Origin of the sequence: Streptomyces niveus, from assembly GCF_001723055.1 — a bacterium.
Classification (GTDB): domain Bacteria; phylum Actinomycetota; class Actinomycetes; order Streptomycetales; family Streptomycetaceae; genus Streptomyces; species Streptomyces niveus.
In genome coordinates this window covers 38,494-54,583 of the sequence record NZ_MDCR01000257.1, presented here as the reverse complement: position 1 = coordinate 54,583, position 16,090 = coordinate 38,494, and the positions used below count along the sequence as shown (strand labels likewise).

General features: G+C 70.5%; 13 protein-coding genes and 1 pseudogene. 6 read left to right on the top strand and 8 right to left on the bottom strand.

Annotation, left to right across the window (positions count from 1 at the left end):
• Positions 1 to 384: 384 nt before the first annotated feature.
• A pseudogene (locus BHU15_RS26620) lies at positions 385 to 849 on the bottom strand (dihydrofolate reductase family protein); the annotation flags it as partial.
• Positions 850 to 946: 97 nt separating this feature from the next.
• Positions 947 to 1,468 carry a hypothetical protein gene (locus tag BHU15_RS26615; RefSeq protein WP_069629498.1) on the bottom strand — a complete coding sequence of 174 codons (522 nt, stop codon included), beginning with the start codon at positions 1,466 to 1,468 and terminating at the stop codon, positions 947 to 949.
• 755 nt (positions 1,469 to 2,223) lie between these two features.
• Between BHU15_RS26615 and BHU15_RS26605 the strand changes: the two genes are divergently transcribed.
• Positions 2,224 to 2,769 carry an NUDIX domain-containing protein gene (locus BHU15_RS26605; protein WP_069629519.1) on the top strand — a complete coding sequence of 182 codons (546 nt, stop codon included), beginning with the start codon at positions 2,224 to 2,226 and terminating at the stop codon, positions 2,767 to 2,769.
• 198 nt (positions 2,770 to 2,967) lie between these two features.
• Positions 2,968 to 3,888, top strand: coding sequence for an NADP-dependent oxidoreductase (locus BHU15_RS26600; protein ID WP_069629496.1), 921 nt, complete (start codon positions 2,968 to 2,970; stop codon positions 3,886 to 3,888).
• Positions 3,889 to 4,091: 203 nt separating this feature from the next.
• Here BHU15_RS26600 and BHU15_RS26595 read toward each other — a convergent pair whose 3' ends face one another.
• The 4 genes from BHU15_RS26595 to BHU15_RS26580 form a co-directional block, all read right to left on the bottom strand.
• A complete protein-coding gene (locus tag BHU15_RS26595; protein ID WP_069629495.1) occupies positions 4,092 to 4,883 on the bottom strand; it encodes a MerR family transcriptional regulator in 792 nt (263 codons plus the stop codon).
• Positions 4,884 to 4,895: 12 nt separating this feature from the next.
• Positions 4,896 to 5,690, bottom strand: coding sequence for an ABC transporter permease (locus tag BHU15_RS26590; RefSeq protein WP_069629494.1), 795 nt, complete (start codon positions 5,688 to 5,690; stop codon positions 4,896 to 4,898).
• Complete coding sequence (locus BHU15_RS26585) at positions 5,687 to 6,643, bottom strand: ATP-binding cassette domain-containing protein (protein ID WP_069629518.1); 957 nt, start codon at positions 6,641 to 6,643, stop codon at positions 5,687 to 5,689. Before BHU15_RS26585 ends, BHU15_RS26590 begins: the two co-directional genes overlap by 4 nt.
• Positions 6,644 to 6,748: 105 nt before the next feature.
• A complete protein-coding gene (locus BHU15_RS26580) occupies positions 6,749 to 7,207 on the bottom strand; it encodes a hypothetical protein (RefSeq protein WP_069629517.1) in 459 nt (152 codons plus the stop codon).
• Positions 7,208 to 7,424: 217 nt separating this feature from the next.
• Here BHU15_RS26580 and BHU15_RS26575 point away from each other — a divergent pair, with 217 nt between their 5' ends.
• From BHU15_RS26575 to BHU15_RS26565, 3 genes are all read left to right on the top strand, one after another.
• A complete protein-coding gene (locus BHU15_RS26575; protein WP_255293222.1) occupies positions 7,425 to 9,053 on the top strand; it encodes a CDP-glycerol glycerophosphotransferase family protein in 1,629 nt (542 codons plus the stop codon).
• A gap of 413 nt (positions 9,054 to 9,466) precedes the next feature.
• Entirely contained in the window at positions 9,467 to 10,888 is a 1,422-nt protein-coding gene (locus BHU15_RS26570) for a cytochrome P450 (RefSeq protein ID WP_079128388.1), read from the top strand.
• Entirely contained in the window at positions 10,888 to 11,109 is a 222-nt protein-coding gene (locus BHU15_RS26565; protein WP_069629492.1) for a hypothetical protein, read from the top strand. Before BHU15_RS26570 ends, BHU15_RS26565 begins: the two co-directional genes overlap by 1 nt.
• Positions 11,110 to 11,189: 80 nt before the next feature.
• Here the strand turns inward: BHU15_RS26565 and BHU15_RS26560 are convergent, their stop codons facing one another.
• The gene (locus tag BHU15_RS26560) at positions 11,190 to 13,202 is read right to left on the bottom strand and encodes a Cdc6/Cdc18 family protein (RefSeq protein ID WP_069629491.1); all 2,013 of its coding nucleotides are present in this window, start codon (positions 13,200 to 13,202) and stop codon (positions 11,190 to 11,192) included.
• 353 nt (positions 13,203 to 13,555) lie between these two features.
• Positions 13,556 to 13,963 (bottom strand): ArsR/SmtB family transcription factor, encoded by a 408-nt coding sequence (locus BHU15_RS26555; RefSeq protein WP_069629490.1) that lies wholly within the window; start codon positions 13,961 to 13,963, stop codon positions 13,556 to 13,558.
• Positions 13,964 to 14,059: 96 nt separating this feature from the next.
• Here BHU15_RS26555 and BHU15_RS26550 point away from each other — a divergent pair, with 96 nt between their 5' ends.
• Positions 14,060 to 16,036, top strand: a complete 1,977-nt coding sequence (locus BHU15_RS26550; RefSeq protein ID WP_069629489.1) for a heavy metal translocating P-type ATPase — start codon at positions 14,060 to 14,062, stop codon at positions 16,034 to 16,036.
• Positions 16,037 to 16,090 lie beyond the last annotated feature (54 nt).

The window sequence follows — 16,090 nt, the reverse complement described above, 5'->3', positions numbered from 1 at the left end:
GGGCTGACGGCGGGTGGTGCGTGCGACCGCAAGGCGGAGGATCGGCGTTGTGGATGGCCTGGCCGTACCTGGTCGGGCCCGACAACGCGGCGAGCGTGCGTGCCAGGCGGCGTCAGCCAGACGGGACTTTGCGGACCCGCCCTCTGCGAGGTACGCCGCAGGCGCCGGAACCGCCCACCTGTAGGGGAGCTCGACGGGGAAACCGGCTGATCGTTCAAGAACCCCCAACAGGACAAGAAGAGTGTGGCGACCACCATGAAGAGCTGCACCGCGCTGGACCGTTACATGGGCCTGTCCGGTCAGGCGGTCATGACGAAGCGGCCATGACGCTCACAATCGAAGCGATGGACAGAACACCACAGGTGAACCTGACCATCGCCGGAGTCAGGAGCCGATTGGCCCCCACCGTGTTCGCCATGAAGCCATGGAGAGTCGGTACCGCACATGCGTCACCGTCGGGGACGCGATCACCTCCACCGGGTCCAGCTTCAGGCCGCCAACGCCCTCCAGCAGCCGCTCGCCCGCCCCGAGCGTGACGGGCACGATGTGCAGGAGCAGTTCGTCGATCAGCCCGGCGGCGAGGTACTGGCGGACCGCGTTCGCGCCACCGGCGATCACGACCTTCTGGTTACCGGCCGCCTTCCTCGCCTGCTCCAGCGCCGACTCGATCCCATCGGTGACGAAGGTGAACGTCGTGCCGCCCTCCATGGTCAGCGGCTCACGCGGGTGGTGACTGAGCACGAACACCGGCGCGTGGTACGGCGGATTCGGCCCCCACCAGCCGGTCCACTCCTGGTCCCACTCACCGGTCCCGGGACCGAACATCCGGCGGCCCATGATGTAGGCACCGACATCCTCGCCGGCCTGCCGCGAGAGAATGGCCATATCGAGGTCCTCCGTCTGACAGGCATCCGCAACAAGGAACGAGTGGCCGTGACCTCAGCCGTCACGCGGTGGAATCCATGTTCCATGTCGCGGGCAGATCGCCGTCGCAGAAGACGCAGACGAAGTCGTCCTCGCGCACGATGTTGTGCTCCTGGCAGTTGGGGCACCGCCGGAACACCACCTCGTGGGTGAAGCCGGAGGGCCGCCCGAGCTCTGCTTCGTCCAGAGCACGCGCCACTGCCGACCAGGAGATGACGTCCGGGCAGTACCCGGTGGACTGGTTGCTGACCTCGCTCACGGCCCACCGATCTGCATCGCGCGTGAAGCTGATCTCGCCGGCACTCAGAACCATGTCTCCGCCGGCACAGGCCACGTGCTCGCTCCGTCGCGGCGCCAGCCGAAGCACACCGTCCGTGCCCACCACAAAAGTGAACGGCTCCGCCAACTCCGCGGCCGATCGCCCAGCGATCCAACCACCGAAGTCGGCCGCCGAGCTGATCCGGCACCCGCCGCTGCCAGGCCGGACCGCAGCCTTCAGCTCGACCGGTCCGACATACCGGTACCTCCGCCCCCGAGCACTCACATTGGCCAACCTAGAGCACTTCCGGCACACGCCCTGGGCCCGTCCGACAAGCCGGGCAGCTCAGTTGGTGACCAAAGCGAACGCCGGGCGACCGAGCACCTCCTCGCCCGCAAGCAACATCACAAGACCGTCCGCTAGGCGGTCTTGGAAACCCGCTTCGCCACCCCCGGTCCAAACTCCCGCCGCACGCTTTAGCCTGCCCATATGGCCCCAGACGCGAGTATCGCCTCAGAGGTCACCTCGCTGGTGATCCTTCCCGGACGGCGCCGTTGCGTTGCGGCCCGGCTTGAACAGGGCGTTCTGATCATGGAGTCGCGGGCTTTCGAGAGGCACATCCCAGTTGCCGCGATCGACCGGGTGGAGATCAGGGGAGCGAAAGGGTGCGGCTTTACGTCTCTTGGTGTCGCTCTACCTGCTTGCAGCCGCGGCGATTTTGGTGGGCGGCCTTCTCGGCGCGTACGAGTGGTACGCGGCGCTGGCGTGCTGGTTGATCGGTTCCCTCGCGATTCCGGTCCGTCATGGCGTGAGCGCAGGCTGGGACATGGCCCGGGAGGGGTGGCGGCTTCGGACCTCCGGCGTCCTCGTCTGTCTCCTGAGCCTCGCCATGGTCATCGCGTTGACGGCCATCGGGTTGGCGGGCCCGCTTAGCCGCCCTGCACGTCCTCTCCTTCGGCCCGCTGTACTGATCACTGGCCGGTGGCACTGCCCGGGTCTCGCTTCGCAGAGTGGCCGCGGCCGGTGACACACTCACCGGTATGGGGTGGAAGCGGCTGGCGACAGAAGTGATGTACCAGGGCCCGTTCCTGACGTTGCGTCGAGATGCGGTCCGGCGACCGGACGGCATCGCGGGTGCCTACGAGCATGTCACCGTCGGCGACGGCGTACGCGTCGTGGCACTCGACACCGACGGTCAAGTCCTGCTGGTCGAGGACGACTTCTACTTGCAGGGTCGGCGGATGGTGCATCTGCCCGGCGGCGGGATGGACGGTGAGAATCAATACCGCGCGGCTCTGCGCGAGTTGGAGGAGGAGACCGGGCTGACGGCCGCGCACGTGGACACGCTCGGTGTGATCGATCCGCTGCCCGGCGTCACCGCTGCCCGCACCCACCTGATGCTCGTCACCGACCTGCGTCCCGGCACCATGCGGCGTGAGGGGACGGAAGTCGGGATGACGGTCCACTGGCGCCCGCTGTCCGACGCCGTGGCGGCGGTGCGTGCCGGGGAGATCACGGAGGCCGGGAGCGCGACGGCTCTGCTCCTCGCCGCCCTCCCTCACAGCGAGTCACCGTCGGCCGGCTGACGCTCATGCCTGCCCGCAGGTGTCGCGGGGCGGGCGTCCGCCGGAAGGTTCTGGGGCGGAACCCGGCGAAGGCGGCAACTGGCCCAACGTTTCACTCTCACGATGGCCCACCTGCCTGGGCCGCCCCATGATTACCGTGAGAGCGGGATCAGCAGAGCGCCCGTCCCCCGGCGCTTCCGTGGATCAGAGAGGAACCCCATGCGAGCCATCACTGTCCAGGACCGCGACGCCGGCGTCGGCGGGCTGGCTCTCACCGATCTGCCCCATCCGCATGCCGCGGAGAACGACGTGATCGTGCGCGTGCACGCCGCCGGGTTCACCCCGGGCGAGCTGGCCTGGGCCGGTACCTGGACCGACCGGGCGGGGCGGGACCGTACGCCGAGTGTGCCGGGGCACGAGCTGTCCGGGGTCGTGACCGAGCTGGGGTACGGCACCACCGGGCTGACCGTGGGCCAGCGGGTGTTCGGTCTGGCCGACTGGAGCCGCGACGGCTCGCTGGCCGAGTACACGGCGGTCGAGGCCCGCAATCTGGCTCCTCTCCCGGCTGATGTCGACCACGTCACGGCCGCCGCACTGCCGGTCTCCGGGCTCACCGCCTGGCAGGCCCTCTTCGACCACGGCCGCCTCACCACCGGCCAGACCGTGCTGGTGCACGGGGCCGCGGGCGGTGTCGGGTCCCTCGCCGTGCAGCTCGCCCGGGAGGTCGGCGCCAGGGTGATCGGAACCGGGCGGGCCGCCGACCGGGAGACCGTCCTCGAACTGGGCGCGGACGTCTTCGTCGACCTCCAGGCCGAGCGCCTGGAGGACATCGGCGATGTCGACCTGGTCTTCGACGTGATCGGCGGTGACATCCTTGACCGCTCCGCGGGGCTGGTCCGGGCCGGAGGCACCCTGGTCACCATCGCGGGGCCGGTCACCGTGCGGCCGGCGGACGGGAGGGCCGTCTTCTTCGTCGTCGAACCTGACCGGGCCCGCCTCGCGGACCTGGCCGGACGGCTGCGGGCTGGGCGGCTCAAGCCGATCGTCGGCGTGGTACGCCCGCTCGCCGAGGCCGCCGACGCGTTCGCGCCGCGGGAACGCGTCCCCGGCAAGACGATCATCCGTGTCGTCGAGGACTGAGCGGGCGCCGCTGGACCCGGAGCCTGGACCCGGCGTGTCTTCCCTGCCCTGCTGGTCATGAGCCTGGTACCGGGGCTCTCCCAGATGTACGGATCATCGACCAGCTGGCCGCTGTAGGCCGTTTCCTCGGCGCCGGCTCCTGGGCCAGGCGAGGTGTTCGTCGACCAGCTTCGTCACGCACGACCCGGTATCCGTCCATCCCGTCACCCTCCGGTCCCGTTCCCCGGCGGGTCCAGTCGCTCGACCTTCGTCCAGCCAGTCCAGCCCCGCATCCTCAGCAGCTCGATCAACCGGCGGGCGGGCGGGGCGGTGGCGAACGCCAGGCTGTCGAGCAGTTTGGCGATCGGCGGCTCGATGTCCGCGTCGTCGACGTAGTCCTCGCCCCGCTCGTCGGCCACCTCCGAGATGTAGGCCGCCATCTTGTCGGCCAGCGCGACCAGTTGAGGGTCGTCGTCGGTGCGGTCCAGGGCCTGGCCGAGGGTGAGATAGAAGTCGACGAGCCGCGGGTCGGCGATCTGCCGGCGTTTGCGGGCCGTCCATTCCGGGATGCGCCCCGGCGAGTGCGCGGCCAGCGGGATCCAGCCGTCGCGCTCGACCTGGACGATGCGCTCGTCGACCCCGAGTGCCCGGAGTTGGTCGAGAAACGTGACGACCTCCGGCGGGAGTACGAGGCTGTCCCCGGCAGTGAGGCGGGCGATCCGTTCGCGATGCTGTTGGCGCTCGCGGATCTCGGCCCGTAGGCGCCTGTCGATGTCCGCGACCGCCGTGGCGAACTCGTCCTCGCCCGCCTGGAGCAGTTCCCGTACGCGCCCGAGGGGGACTCCCGCGTCGGCGAGGGTACGGATCTTGATCAGCTCGACCACGGCGGTGGCGTCGTACCTCCGGTAGCCGGAGTGGTCCCGCTCCGGTTCCGGCAGCAGGCCCTTGGCGTGGTAGTGCCGCACCGCCCGTACGGTCACTCCGGCGTACGCGGCCAGCTCGCCGATGGTCAGCATCGGATCAGTCTCCTAGCTCGCGGCGCGGGTCCGGTAGAGGCGGCGGGACCAGAGGTAGCCGGTCAGTCCGATCACCGCGCACCAGCCGACGGCCAGGAGTACGTCCGGGCCGGCCGGCGCTCCCGCCAGCAGGCCGCGGAACGCGTCCATGATCGGCGTGAACGGCTGGTGTTCGGCGAACCGGCGCAGTCCGGCCGGCATCGACTCGACCGGCACGAAGCCGCTGCCCACGAACGGCAGGAGTACGAAGATCATCGGCAGGTTGCTCGCGGTCTCCGGATCCGGGCTGGCCAGGCCCAGCGCCACGGTGAACCACGTCATCGCCAGGGAGAGCAGCACCAGCAGGCCCGCCAGGCCCAGCCACTGCGTCGCCGACGCGCCGGTGCGCAGGCCGATCAGGAACGCCACCCCGAGAAGCGCCACGAGCGCGAGCGCGGTCTGGATCATCGCGCCGAGCACATGGCCGGTGAGTACGGCGGGCTTGGTGATGGGCATGGTCCGGAACCGGTCGATGATCCCGTTCTTCATGTCGGTGGCGACCAGCACCGCGGTGCCGATGGAGACGCTGGCCACCGTCATCATCAGAATCCCGGGAGTGATGTACGTCAGGTAGTCACCGCGGTCCCCCGCCGGGGCTCCCGGCAGACTGGCGCCCATGGCCGCGCCGAAGACGTACACGAACAGCAGCAGGAAGAGCAGCGGCTGCCCGACCAGCATCACCGTCATCGACGGGTAGCGGGCCATGTGCGTCAGATTCCGGCGCAGCATGGTCGCCGAGTCGCGGACGGCGTACGTCGCGTCGCTCATACCGGCATCTCCTGTGAGGGTTCGTCGGTGGGGCGCCCTGTGAGGGCGAGGAACACGTCGTCGAGGTCCGGGGTGTGCACGGCGAGACCGGTGACCGCGCCGTCGTCCTCGATCCTGTCCAGCAGCCGTCGTAGTGCGGTGAGGCTGCCGTCGTGCGGCAGAGTTACGGTGAGCGTCTCGGCGTCCGGAATCGCTTCGGGCAACTGGCTCACGAGTTGGGCCAGTTGCTCGTTTCCGGCGGCCTGGAGCTGGACACGGCCGCCGGGGATCAGCCGTTTCAGTTCGGCGGCGGTGCCCTCGGCGACGAGCCTGCCCCCGTCGAGCACACCGATCCGGTCGGCGAGCTGATCGGCCTCTTCGAGGTACTGGGTGGTGAGGAAGACCGTGACCTCGTCGGCCACCAGTTCGCGCACGATCCCCCACAGGTCACGGCGGCTGCGCGGGTCGAGTCCGGTGGTCGGCTCGTCGAGGAAGATCAGCCGGGGGCCGGGCACCAGGGTCATCGCGAGGTCCAGACGCCGTTTCATGCCGCCGGAGTACGTCGCCGCGCGCCGGTCGGCGGCGTCGGCCAGGTCGAACCGCTCCAGCAGCCGTCCGACGACGAGCTGGGCGCGGTGCCGGTCGAGGTGGCCGAGGTCGGCCATCAGCAGCAGGTTCTCCCGCCCGGTCAGCAGCTCGTCCACGGCGGAGAACTGTCCGGTGACGCCGATCGACGCGCGTACCCGGTCGGCCTCGCGGCGTACGTCGTGCCCGGCGACCCGGACCGCGCCGGCGTCCGCCGGGAGCAGGGTGGACAGGATACGGACGGCGGTGGTCTTGCCGGCTCCGTTGGGGCCGAGCAGTGCGTAGACGCTGCCCGCGGGGACTGTGAGGTCGACTCCGGCGAGCACCTGGTGGTCGCCGTACGACTTGCGGAGTCCGGCGACCTCGATCGCATAGGTTCTTGTCGTCATGCGGACCATGCTGGGAGGTTGCCCCTGCGTCAGGGTCAACTGTCGCGGCGCGCTCTCCCTACCGCGCGGTCACCACGGTCGCCGCTATCGCTGCGGTCACTGCGGTCACTGCGGTTCGGGGACTGTTGGGTCCAGGGCGGCTTGCGCGGCCGAGGTGAAGTGCAGCCTGGCGCGCTCGATGTCGTCCGGCGGGTCATCGCGGCGCAGGCCGCTGACCACCTCGCCCGCCAGCCGGGCCACATCGGTGGGTCCCTCCAACTCCACTGCGCTGAAAGCCCGTTGCAGGGCCACCAGCCCGTCGGACCCGAAGCCCGTGCGGCTCGTGGGCGTCGCGGCCTCCAGGAACGCCACGTAGGTCTGGCGCCGCAGATCGAGGAGTCGGACCGCGCGCTGCTCCTGAAGCGTCAGGCGTACCGTGTGAAGCAGGGCATCCGCCTGCCGGTCACCGGCGTGCTGTGCCGCCTCGGCCTGTTTCATCCCCGCGCTCCGCGCGAACCAGCCGGTGACGAGGCTGCCCGCGAGGGCCGAACCTGCCGCGATCAGTGCGATCCCCCACTCGTCCATGGCGGCCATTGTTCCCGACCGCATGACGTGGAGTACCGCGAACGCCCGAAGGTACGATCAGGATCATGCCGCCGAACGAGCCCGAGGAACCTGGACTGATCAGCGGTGACTTCATGCCCGACGGGCGCCCGAAGCCCGAATCGAGCCTCTAGAATGGACACTTCGGGCGACGGGCGACGGGCGACGGGCGACGGGCGACGGGCGACGGGCGACGGGCGTGGCGGTTCTGTTCGCCGCGCGCTCGGCGATCGCCCTCTACAGGCTGCTCGACCTCCTTCCGGTGTTCGCCGGTGACGCGCGCGTCAGCCGGGTCTTCACGCTCGTTCCCGGTTCCGATTTCGGCGTCGACGCACTCGCTGCCGTCGAACGGGTCGGCGCACGTTCGGTCCCCTGGGACGAGGCGTGCCGCGATACGTACGACCTGATCGTCACCGCGAGTCCGAAGGGTGAGCTGCACCTTCTCCGGGGCCCTCGGGTGCTGTTGCCGCACGGGGCGGGCTTCGGCAAGACGTTCCACGGGGAGGGATCGGCGGACGCGCCCTCAGGCCTGGACCCTGAGCATCTGATGCCGCACGGCGGTCCACCGCCCGCCCTGCACGCGCTGGCCCACCCCGGCCAGATCGACCGGCTGGCGGCCCTCAGCCCGCGAGCGGCGGCGCGTGCCGCCGTGGTCGGCGATCCGACCCTGGAGCGGATCCTCTCCTCGCTCCCCCTGCGCGAGAGCTTCCGCGCCGCGCTCGGGACGGGTGCGAGGCGGCTGATCGTGCTGGCGTCGACCTGGGGCGGGGAGTCCCTGCTGCGGCGTCGGCCGGACCTGCCCTTCGAACTGGCCGCCCGCCTTCCCCAGGACGCGTACCAACTCGGGCTGATCGTGCACCCGAACGAATGGAGCCGGACCGGTGAGTTCGAGCTGTCGGAGCGGCTGGCGCCCGCGCTCGACGCCGGAATGGTCCTCGCCCGGCCGTACGAGGACTGGGCCTCGGTCCTGGTGGCGGCCGACGCCCTGATCACCGATCACGGTTCGACCGCGCTGTACTACGCGGCTGCGCTGGACGGTCCGGTACTCGCCGCGTACGACGGGGGCGACGAGCTGATCCCCGGCAGCCCGATGGCCGAACTCCTCGCCCACGCGCCGCGCTTGGGCCGGGCGGAGGAGCTTGAGATGGCTCTGGAGAGTTACCGGGTGGGGACCGGACGGGACGCCGCCGCGTCCGCTTTCCTGTCCCCTGCCTCCGAACAGGGGAGTGCGCTGGAGCGGCTCCGGCTGGAGCTGTACCGGCTGATCGGTCTCTCCCCGCCCGTCGCACCTGTCACCGTGCGGCTGCTCCCGATCCCGGCCCCGCCCTCTCGTACACCGTCCGCCTTCGCCGTACGCGTACGCCTCGACGGCGACGAGACGCATGTCGAACGGTTCCCCGGCCACGTCGACGCGCCCGCGCTCCACCTCGCCGCCGAGTACGGCGTGGCCGGCGAACGGCAGTCGCAGAGCGCGGCGTTGCTGTACCGGCGTAGGGACCGGGCGACTGCCGCCGCGTACAGCGTCGGGTGGACCGTGGACGGCTGGATCTCGCACGTGCTCGACAGCTATCCGGGCTGCCGCACCGCCGGGGTCGTACTGTCCCCGGTGCACTGCGTGGCGCGGGTCCGGGGCGGGTCGCTGGTGTCCGTACGGATCGAACCGCCTCGGGAGAACGGCCGGATCGTGCACAGCGATCCCGCCGCCGTGCTGTCCGCGGTGCACGCCCGGCCGGCGGGCGTGAGCCGTGTGACCTGTGTGATCGGCGGCCGACGGTACGAGGCGCACCTGTCCCCCGCCACCGCCGACGAGGCGGGACGGATCCTCTAGGAGCTGTCCGGCCCGCCATGGTGTTGGACGGTACGGGGCCCACTCGCCCGGTCCGGCCGGGGTGGTTGCCGATCACTTGCTCAAGGGCTTCGCCGTGGGGAACCCCGCCGCGCGAGCGGCCCAGGCGACCTCCGCGCGGAGTGGTCACATGATCGGCCGGACACGTCCTGGCCGACAGGAAGACGGAATCGGGACATCGACCGGCGTGCGGAAATGGGCCAATAGGGGAAGTCATCCTCCATGAGGAGCTCACACGGGCCACAGCACCCATCGAGGACACCACCTGACTCCGACGCCTCCACTCTCTCGGGGCACGTGTGTCCTTGACCGCCCCCGCCGGCGGCAGGTCGCCCGGTCGGCATGACCGCGGCGCACTGAGGTCGCGGGCCCGTCTGCGCCACTCGATACGCGGCATGAACATACCCACCAAGTCAGCGACTCGGCACAGGAAAGGAACGGTTTTGGCCAGCGCACCCGGAATCCCGCCCATAGTCCCAGGGCGCCTTCCGCTCCTCGGACACGGTCTGTCCATGGCAGGGAGCAGCAACCGACTGAAGTTCATGCGGGACGTCCGCGCCTACGGTCCGATCGTGCGTATCCGGCTGGGTCCCAAGAGTGTGGCTGTCGTGAACGACCCCACCCTGATACACGAGATGCTCACCCGACAGGCGGACGCCTTCTCTAAGGGCCTCCTTCTTGAGGGACTGAAACTCTTCAACAAGGATGCTCTGCCCATCACCGAGGGCCGGGTGCATCTGATACGGAGGCGGCAGATGCACCCGCCCTTCCACAGAGAGATGGTCAGGAGTTACGTCGAGAAAATGGTGCGCACCAGCGCGCCGGCCATCGACTCGTGGGACCCCGCCACGACACTCGACATGAAGACTGAGATGCAGCTGATCACTCAGAACGTGGTCATGTCGGCCCTGTTCTCATCCGTCCCGGCGCGCGAGCCCGCACGGGTCATCCTGGAGAGCGTCGACACCGTTTTCCGCGCCGCGCTGCTGAAAGTCCTGCTGCCGATACGTGCGCTGGAGAGCTTGCCCACACGCGGGAACCGGAAGATCGCGGCTGCGAGTTCCGCGCTGCGGGACGGAGTCACGGAGATCATCGAGGATCACCAGAGGCGGCCCGACTCGTATCAGGACCTGATCTCGCTGCTGATGAACACTCAGGACGATGCCGGCAGAGCCATGGACGGCAACGACATCCTCTCCGAGGTGACAGCGCTGCTCGCGGCCAGCTCCGAGACCACCGCCGTGGTGCTCTCATGGCTGTTCTACGAACTCAGCCGCAACCGTGACCTGGAGCGCCGTCTGCACGAGGAGGTCGACACCGCGCTCGCTGGCGACGAACTCACCGCCGACCATCTCGGCCGTCTCCCCTTCACCGGGCGGCTTGTCCAGGAGACTCTGCGGCTGTACGCGCCGTGGTTCCTCACCCGACAGGCCCTGCGTGACGTCCGGCTGGGCAAGACGGTGCTCCCGGCCGGAACCGACGTGATCTTCAGTCCCTACGCCGTGCACCGCGATCCGAGCCTTTACCCCAACCCCGACCGGTTCGATCCTGATCGCTGGCACCCGGACCGGCCGCAACCCCCCAGGGAAGCCTTCCTCCCGTTCGGGGCAGGCAAGAGAATGTGTATCGGCGACGTCTTCGCGGAAACGGAGGCGAAGGTCGTCACGGCTCTCATCGCGTCTAGATGGAGACTCAAGGCCGCGCCCATGAGGGGGTCCGTGAGGGCCGTGGGCCAGATGACCACGCAACCGTCACGGCTTCGCATGATCCCTGAGCTCAGGACCGACGCCCCGGATCGGTCCGCACAGTCCGTCTGATGACAAGCATGGGGCGCAGTGTCGCGGGCCTGGTGGACGCGCGTAGCTCACGCCCGAATCGACCCCCGTTCCTCGGGGTGGACGAAAAGCCCCAGCAGCAGGGCCAGGCCGCGGCGGACCCAGTCGGCGAGATCGACTGGGCCGTCGCGGCCGACAGTGCCTACGCCTACAGCAACGGGCCGCCTCGGCAGTACTTGCGGGCCGCGCCACACGGTGCCTGAGCAAGGCCGACAGCCAGACCGCCCGCCTCACCGCCACTGCCCTCACGATCCGGCTCCGGACATGATCACCCGGACAAGTGCTAGGCGAGGCCGTTGCGCACCCGGATGGCGTGCGCCGCCGCACGGTGGGCCCCGGCCTCGTCGAAGTGCCCCTCCTCGTCGGCCAGTTCGGCGAAGGCGTCGAGGATCCGCTGCTCGTCGGCGTCGGATCCCCGGCCGCGCGCGCTGGCCAGCGCGTCCTCGTACAACACCCGCGCCTCGCCTGTGCGTCCGAGTCCGCGCAGCGCCCCGCCCAGCGCGAAACCGATGCGCCCGGCCAGCCGCTCACGTCCCAGTTCGACCGCCGACCGGTGCGCCTGCGCGAGCAGTTGGGCCGCTTCGTCCACGTCGCCGAGCTCGGCCGTCGCCTGGCCGAGCCGGTAGGTCTGGAGCGTGACGCCGTACGTGTTGGAGATCGTGTGGTGCACGTCGCGGGAGCGCCGGAAGTCCGCGGCGGCGGCGGCCCAGTCGCCCTGGACCGCGTGCAGCGTGCCTCGGAACTCGATGGCTGACGCGCGCAGTTTGCTCGTACGCGTGGACTCCCCGAGCGTGTCGAGCGTCGCGAGCGCACGTGCCAGTTCCTGCGCCGCTTCGTCGTTTCTGCCCTGCTCCCAGAGGGGGCGAGCCAGTTGGCATCGCATGCGGACCAGCGCGGGAAGATCTCCGGCGCGCCCGGCCGCCGCGACGCCGAGGCCGAACACCTCGATGTCGTCGGCGGGGTGCGGGTGGTCGAGGAAGTGCGTCCACAGCGGTTCGCACAGGGCCCAGGTCTCGGTGTCGAGGCCGAGCGAGTGGGCCAGACGCACGGAGGCGTACAGCGCGTGCCGTTCGGTGTTCAGCCAGCGTGCCGCGCTCCGCGCCCGCTCGCGCCGCTCGGCGTCGGTGGTGTTGGCGTCGGCGGGGTCCGTGAGCGGGGAGTCGGGGGCGCCTTCGAGGGGCGGTACGGCGTCGGCCACGACGAGCCTGGGGCCGGCGGCGTAGAGGTCCGCGCGCTGGGCCTGCCGCAGGAACCAGGTCACGATACGCCGCTGCGCTTCGGCCCGTTCGCGCTCAGCCCCGTCGGTCCTGGCCCGGCGGCGGGCGTGCGCGCGCATCAGTTCGGGCAGCCGCAGCCTGCCGTCGGCGGTGTTCGACGCCTCGCGGGTGTCGAGCAGTCCGGCGATCTCCAGTTCTTCGAGCGCCTCGTCGGCCGCGTCCCGGCCGAGACCGAGAAGCGCCGTGGCGGATTCCGGGGTGAACGACGGTCCTGGATGGTCGGCGAGCAGCCGGTACAGCAGGGCGGCTTCGGAGGTGAGGCTGAGATACGCGGCGTCCCACACCTTCTCGACCACCGGGATGCCCTTCTCGTCGAGTTCCTTCGACAGGTCGGCGAGCAGGCGGGAGAGCGGTCGACGGCGGTACTTACGGATCCAGCGGGCGGCTACGTGTAAAGCGGCGGGCAGGCCGGCGCAGAGCTGGACGAGACCCCGTGCCGCGTCGGGCTCGTCCGAGAGCCGCTGATCCCGGACGACGAGCCGTAGCAACTCCGCGGAATCCACCGCGTCAAGCGGATGCAGTTCAAGGTCGACAGCGGCGCCGTCTTCGATGTCGTACAGCGGCCCGTGACTCGCGACGATCGCCACGCTGGCGCCGGAGCCGGGGAGGAGGGGTACGACCTCCGCTCCGTAGCGCGCGTTGTCGATGACCACGACGAGCCGTTGGCCGTCGGTCCGCGTCCAGTACTGCTTGCAGCGCCCCTTGAAGGAGTTGGCCAGCATGTCGGGGGCGACGCCCAGCGAGACGAGCAGCTGGCCCAGCACGTCGGCGACCACGACCGCCCCGTCCCGCCGGTACTCGTCGAGATCCACGTACAGCACGCTGTCCGGGTACCGGTCCCGCAGCGTACGGGCGATCCGGAAGGCCAGTTCGGTCTTGCCCGATCCGCCGGGGCCGCTCAGCGCGAGGCACAGGGGCCGGGAGCGGGCGTTCCACTCGGCGACGGCGGTGAGGGCCCGGTTCTGCTCGTCCTCCCGGTTGACGAAGTGCACGATCTCCGGCGGCAGTTCGTACGCCATGCGGTCTGCGGTCCCCTGTCCTGACGTGCCCTCATGTATGCCGTCACTCTAGGCGGTCGATGACGTCGAGATCGGTGAACTCGATTCATGGCTGGGCGTGGGGCCCGAATCCTTCGGGGCCGAGGTGCGGACCGCGACCTCTTACACGCACCGTCACCACTGCGGCTGTCCGGCTATGGCTCCGGGGCTGAGCCGGCCCGCGGTCTCAGTCCCCGACGAACCACAGGTACAGACCCTGTCCGTCGAGAGCCACCTGACCCAGCTCGATCAACTCGCGCGCGAACTCATCGGTCAGCACGCCTACAGCCCAGGTGGTCGCGCCGGCAGCGACGGGAGTGGCGGCGCCGCCCGGTTCAGCGCGCCTCGGCCGGCGTGGCGTCGTCCTGTTGTGGGAGCGCGTCGGCCGAGGTGTCGGTCATGCCGAGGCGGAGGTGTTCCACGTGGTAGAGCGCCTGGTCGAGCAGGCCGGCGACGTGGTCGTCGTGGAGGGCGTAGACGACGGAGCGGCCCTCGCGGGTGCCCGTGACCAGGCCGAGGTTGCGCAGCAGGCGTAGTTGGTGGGAGCAGGCGGACTGCTCCATTCCGACCGCCGTGGCCAACTCGGTCGCCGCGCAAGGGCCTTCGCGCAGGTGGGCCAGGATCAGCAGTCGCGACGGTGTGGCCAGCGCCTGGAGGGTGGTCGCGACCTGGGGCGCGTTCTCCGGAGTCAGGCGGGTGCGCGGCGTCGCGCTGTTGTCCGGTGCGTTCGCTCCATGGCCCATGGGCACCATTCTACGGAATGAACACATGAATAGCTGTTCAAGCGTTCCTGTACGGTGTGGGTTGACGACCTCCTCCCATGAAGGACTCCCTCTGTCATGGCCTCCACCCTGACCAAGCCCGTATCGCCGCCTCCCGCCGCAGCCGAAACCCGCCGGCGGCGTACCCGTGTCCTGGCGCTGCCCGAGGCCCGCTGGGCGTCGGCCGCCCTGGTGCTGTTCCTGATCGCCCTCCCCCTCGACCTGCTCGGAGCCCCGGCGTGGACTTGGGGACCGCTGTTCGCCGCCACGTACGTCGCCGGGGGCTGGGAGCCGGGCCGGGAGGGCCTGAAGGCCCTCAGGAACAAGACCCTGGACGTGGATCTGCTGATGGTGGTCGCCGCGCTCGGCGCCGCCGCCATCGGGCAGGTGCTCGACGGGGCGCTGCTGATCGTCATCTTCGCCACGTCCGGCGCACTGGAGGCGATCGCGACCGCGCGCACCGCCGACTCGGTGCGCGGGCTCCTCGATCTCGCTCCCGGCACCGCCACCCGGCTGCTCGCCGACGGCACCGAGGAGAATGTGGCGGCCGGGCAACTGGCCGTCGGGGACACCATCGTGATTCGGCCCGGCGAGCGGATCGGGGCCGACGGCCGGGTACGGGCCGGGGCGAGCGAGGTCGACCAGGCCACCATCACCGGCGAGCCGCTTCCGGTGGCCAAGGAGAGCGGTGACGAGGTCTTCGCCGGCACGCTGAACGGCACCGGCACGCTGCGGGTGGAGGTCGGGCGGGACGCCTCGGACTCCGTGATCGCCCGCATCGTGAAGATGGTGGAGGATGCCTCGGAAACGAAGGCCCCCACGCAGCTGTTCATCGAGAAGGTCGAGCAGCGGTACTCGATCGGCATGGTCGTCGCCACCCTCGCCGTGTTCCTCGTCCCCCTCGCCTTCGGCGCCGAACTGACCGGCTCGCTCCTGCGGGCCATGACCTTCATGATCGTCGCCTCTCCGTGCGCCGTGGTGCTGGCTACCATGCCGCCGCTCCTCTCGACGATCGCCAACGCGGGCCGGCACGGTGTGCTGGTGAAGTCCGCCGTGGTCATGGAACGGCTCGGCCAGGTGGACGTGGTCGCGCTGGACAAGACCGGAACGCTCACCGAGGGCACCCCGCGCGTCACCGACATCCGGCCGCTGGACGGCGCGCTGCTGGACGAGGACGGACTGCTCGCGCTCGCCGCGGCGGCCGAGCACCCCAGTGAGCACCCGCTGGCCCGCGCCGTGGTGGACGCCGCCCGTGCCCGCGGCCTCGCGCTGCTCCCGGCCGTGGACTTCCGCTCCTCCCCCGGCGTCGGCGTCACGGCCACCGTCGGCGGCGACGTGGTCGCGGTGGGCGCGCCGTCCCGGCTGCTGACCGGCCATCAGGAGACGTCGCCGGCCGCCGCGCTCGCGAGTGAGCTGGAGGCCGGTGGCCGTACCGCCGTGCTGGTTCAGGTGAACGGCGTGGCCGCCGGTGTGCTGGGCATCGCGGACCGGCCGCGCCCGGACGCCGCCGCCACCGTCGCCGCTCTGACGAAGCTCACCGGTACGGCTCCGACTCTGCTCACCGGGGACAACCCGCGCGCCGCCGCGCGCCTGGCCGCCGAGGTCGGTATCACCGACGTACGCGCGGGGCTGCTGCCCGAGGACAAGGTCGCCGCCGTCCAGGAATGGGAGAAGGCCGGCGTCAGGGTCCTGGTGGTCGGTGACGGAGTCAACGACGCCCCCGCGCTGGCCGCCGCCCACGTCGGTATCGCGATGGGCCGCGCCGGGTCGGACCTCGCGCTGGAGACCGCCGACGCGGTGATCGTCCGCGACGAACTCGCCACCGTACCCACGGTCGTCGCGCTCTCCCGCCGCGCCCGCGCCCTCGTCGTACAGAACCTGGTCATCGCCTCGGTGTTCATCACCGGACTGGTGGTCTGGGATCTCGTGGGCCACCTGCCACTCCCGCTGGGTGTCCTCGGCCACGAAGGCTCCACCGTCGTCGTGGGCCTCAACGGCCTGCGCCTGCTGCGCGAGTCCGCCTGGAAGCGCGCCGGCGCCGACGTCACCGTGTGAGCCGGCGTCTGGTGGCCGTGTGGGCATGCGGGCGCCGCCGGACGGGGACTCGCG

Excerpts from the sequence above, each read along its gene's own strand:
- BHU15_RS26570 (WP_079128388.1), top strand. The coding sequence starts at position 9,467 with ATGAACATACCCACCAAGTCAGCGACTCGGCACAGGAAAGGAACGGTT.
- BHU15_RS26595 (WP_069629495.1), bottom strand. The coding sequence starts at position 4,883 with ATGCTGACCATCGGCGAGCTGGCCGCGTACGCCGGAGTGACCGTACGG.
- BHU15_RS26580 (WP_069629517.1), bottom strand. The coding sequence starts at position 7,207 with ATGGACGAGTGGGGGATCGCACTGATCGCGGCAGGTTCGGCCCTCGCG.
- BHU15_RS26550 (WP_069629489.1), top strand. The coding sequence starts at position 14,060 with ATGGCCTCCACCCTGACCAAGCCCGTATCGCCGCCTCCCGCCGCAGCC.
- BHU15_RS26600 (WP_069629496.1), top strand. The coding sequence starts at position 2,968 with ATGCGAGCCATCACTGTCCAGGACCGCGACGCCGGCGTCGGCGGGCTG.
- BHU15_RS26605 (WP_069629519.1), top strand. The coding sequence starts at position 2,224 with ATGGGGTGGAAGCGGCTGGCGACAGAAGTGATGTACCAGGGCCCGTTC.
- BHU15_RS26555 (WP_069629490.1), bottom strand. The coding sequence starts at position 13,963 with ATGGGCCATGGAGCGAACGCACCGGACAACAGCGCGACGCCGCGCACC.
- BHU15_RS26560 (WP_069629491.1), bottom strand. The coding sequence starts at position 13,202 with ATGGCGTACGAACTGCCGCCGGAGATCGTGCACTTCGTCAACCGGGAG.
- BHU15_RS26590 (WP_069629494.1), bottom strand. The coding sequence starts at position 5,690 with ATGAGCGACGCGACGTACGCCGTCCGCGACTCGGCGACCATGCTGCGC.
- BHU15_RS26585 (WP_069629518.1), bottom strand. The coding sequence starts at position 6,643 with ATGACGACAAGAACCTATGCGATCGAGGTCGCCGGACTCCGCAAGTCG.
- BHU15_RS26565 (WP_069629492.1), top strand. The coding sequence starts at position 10,888 with ATGACAAGCATGGGGCGCAGTGTCGCGGGCCTGGTGGACGCGCGTAGC.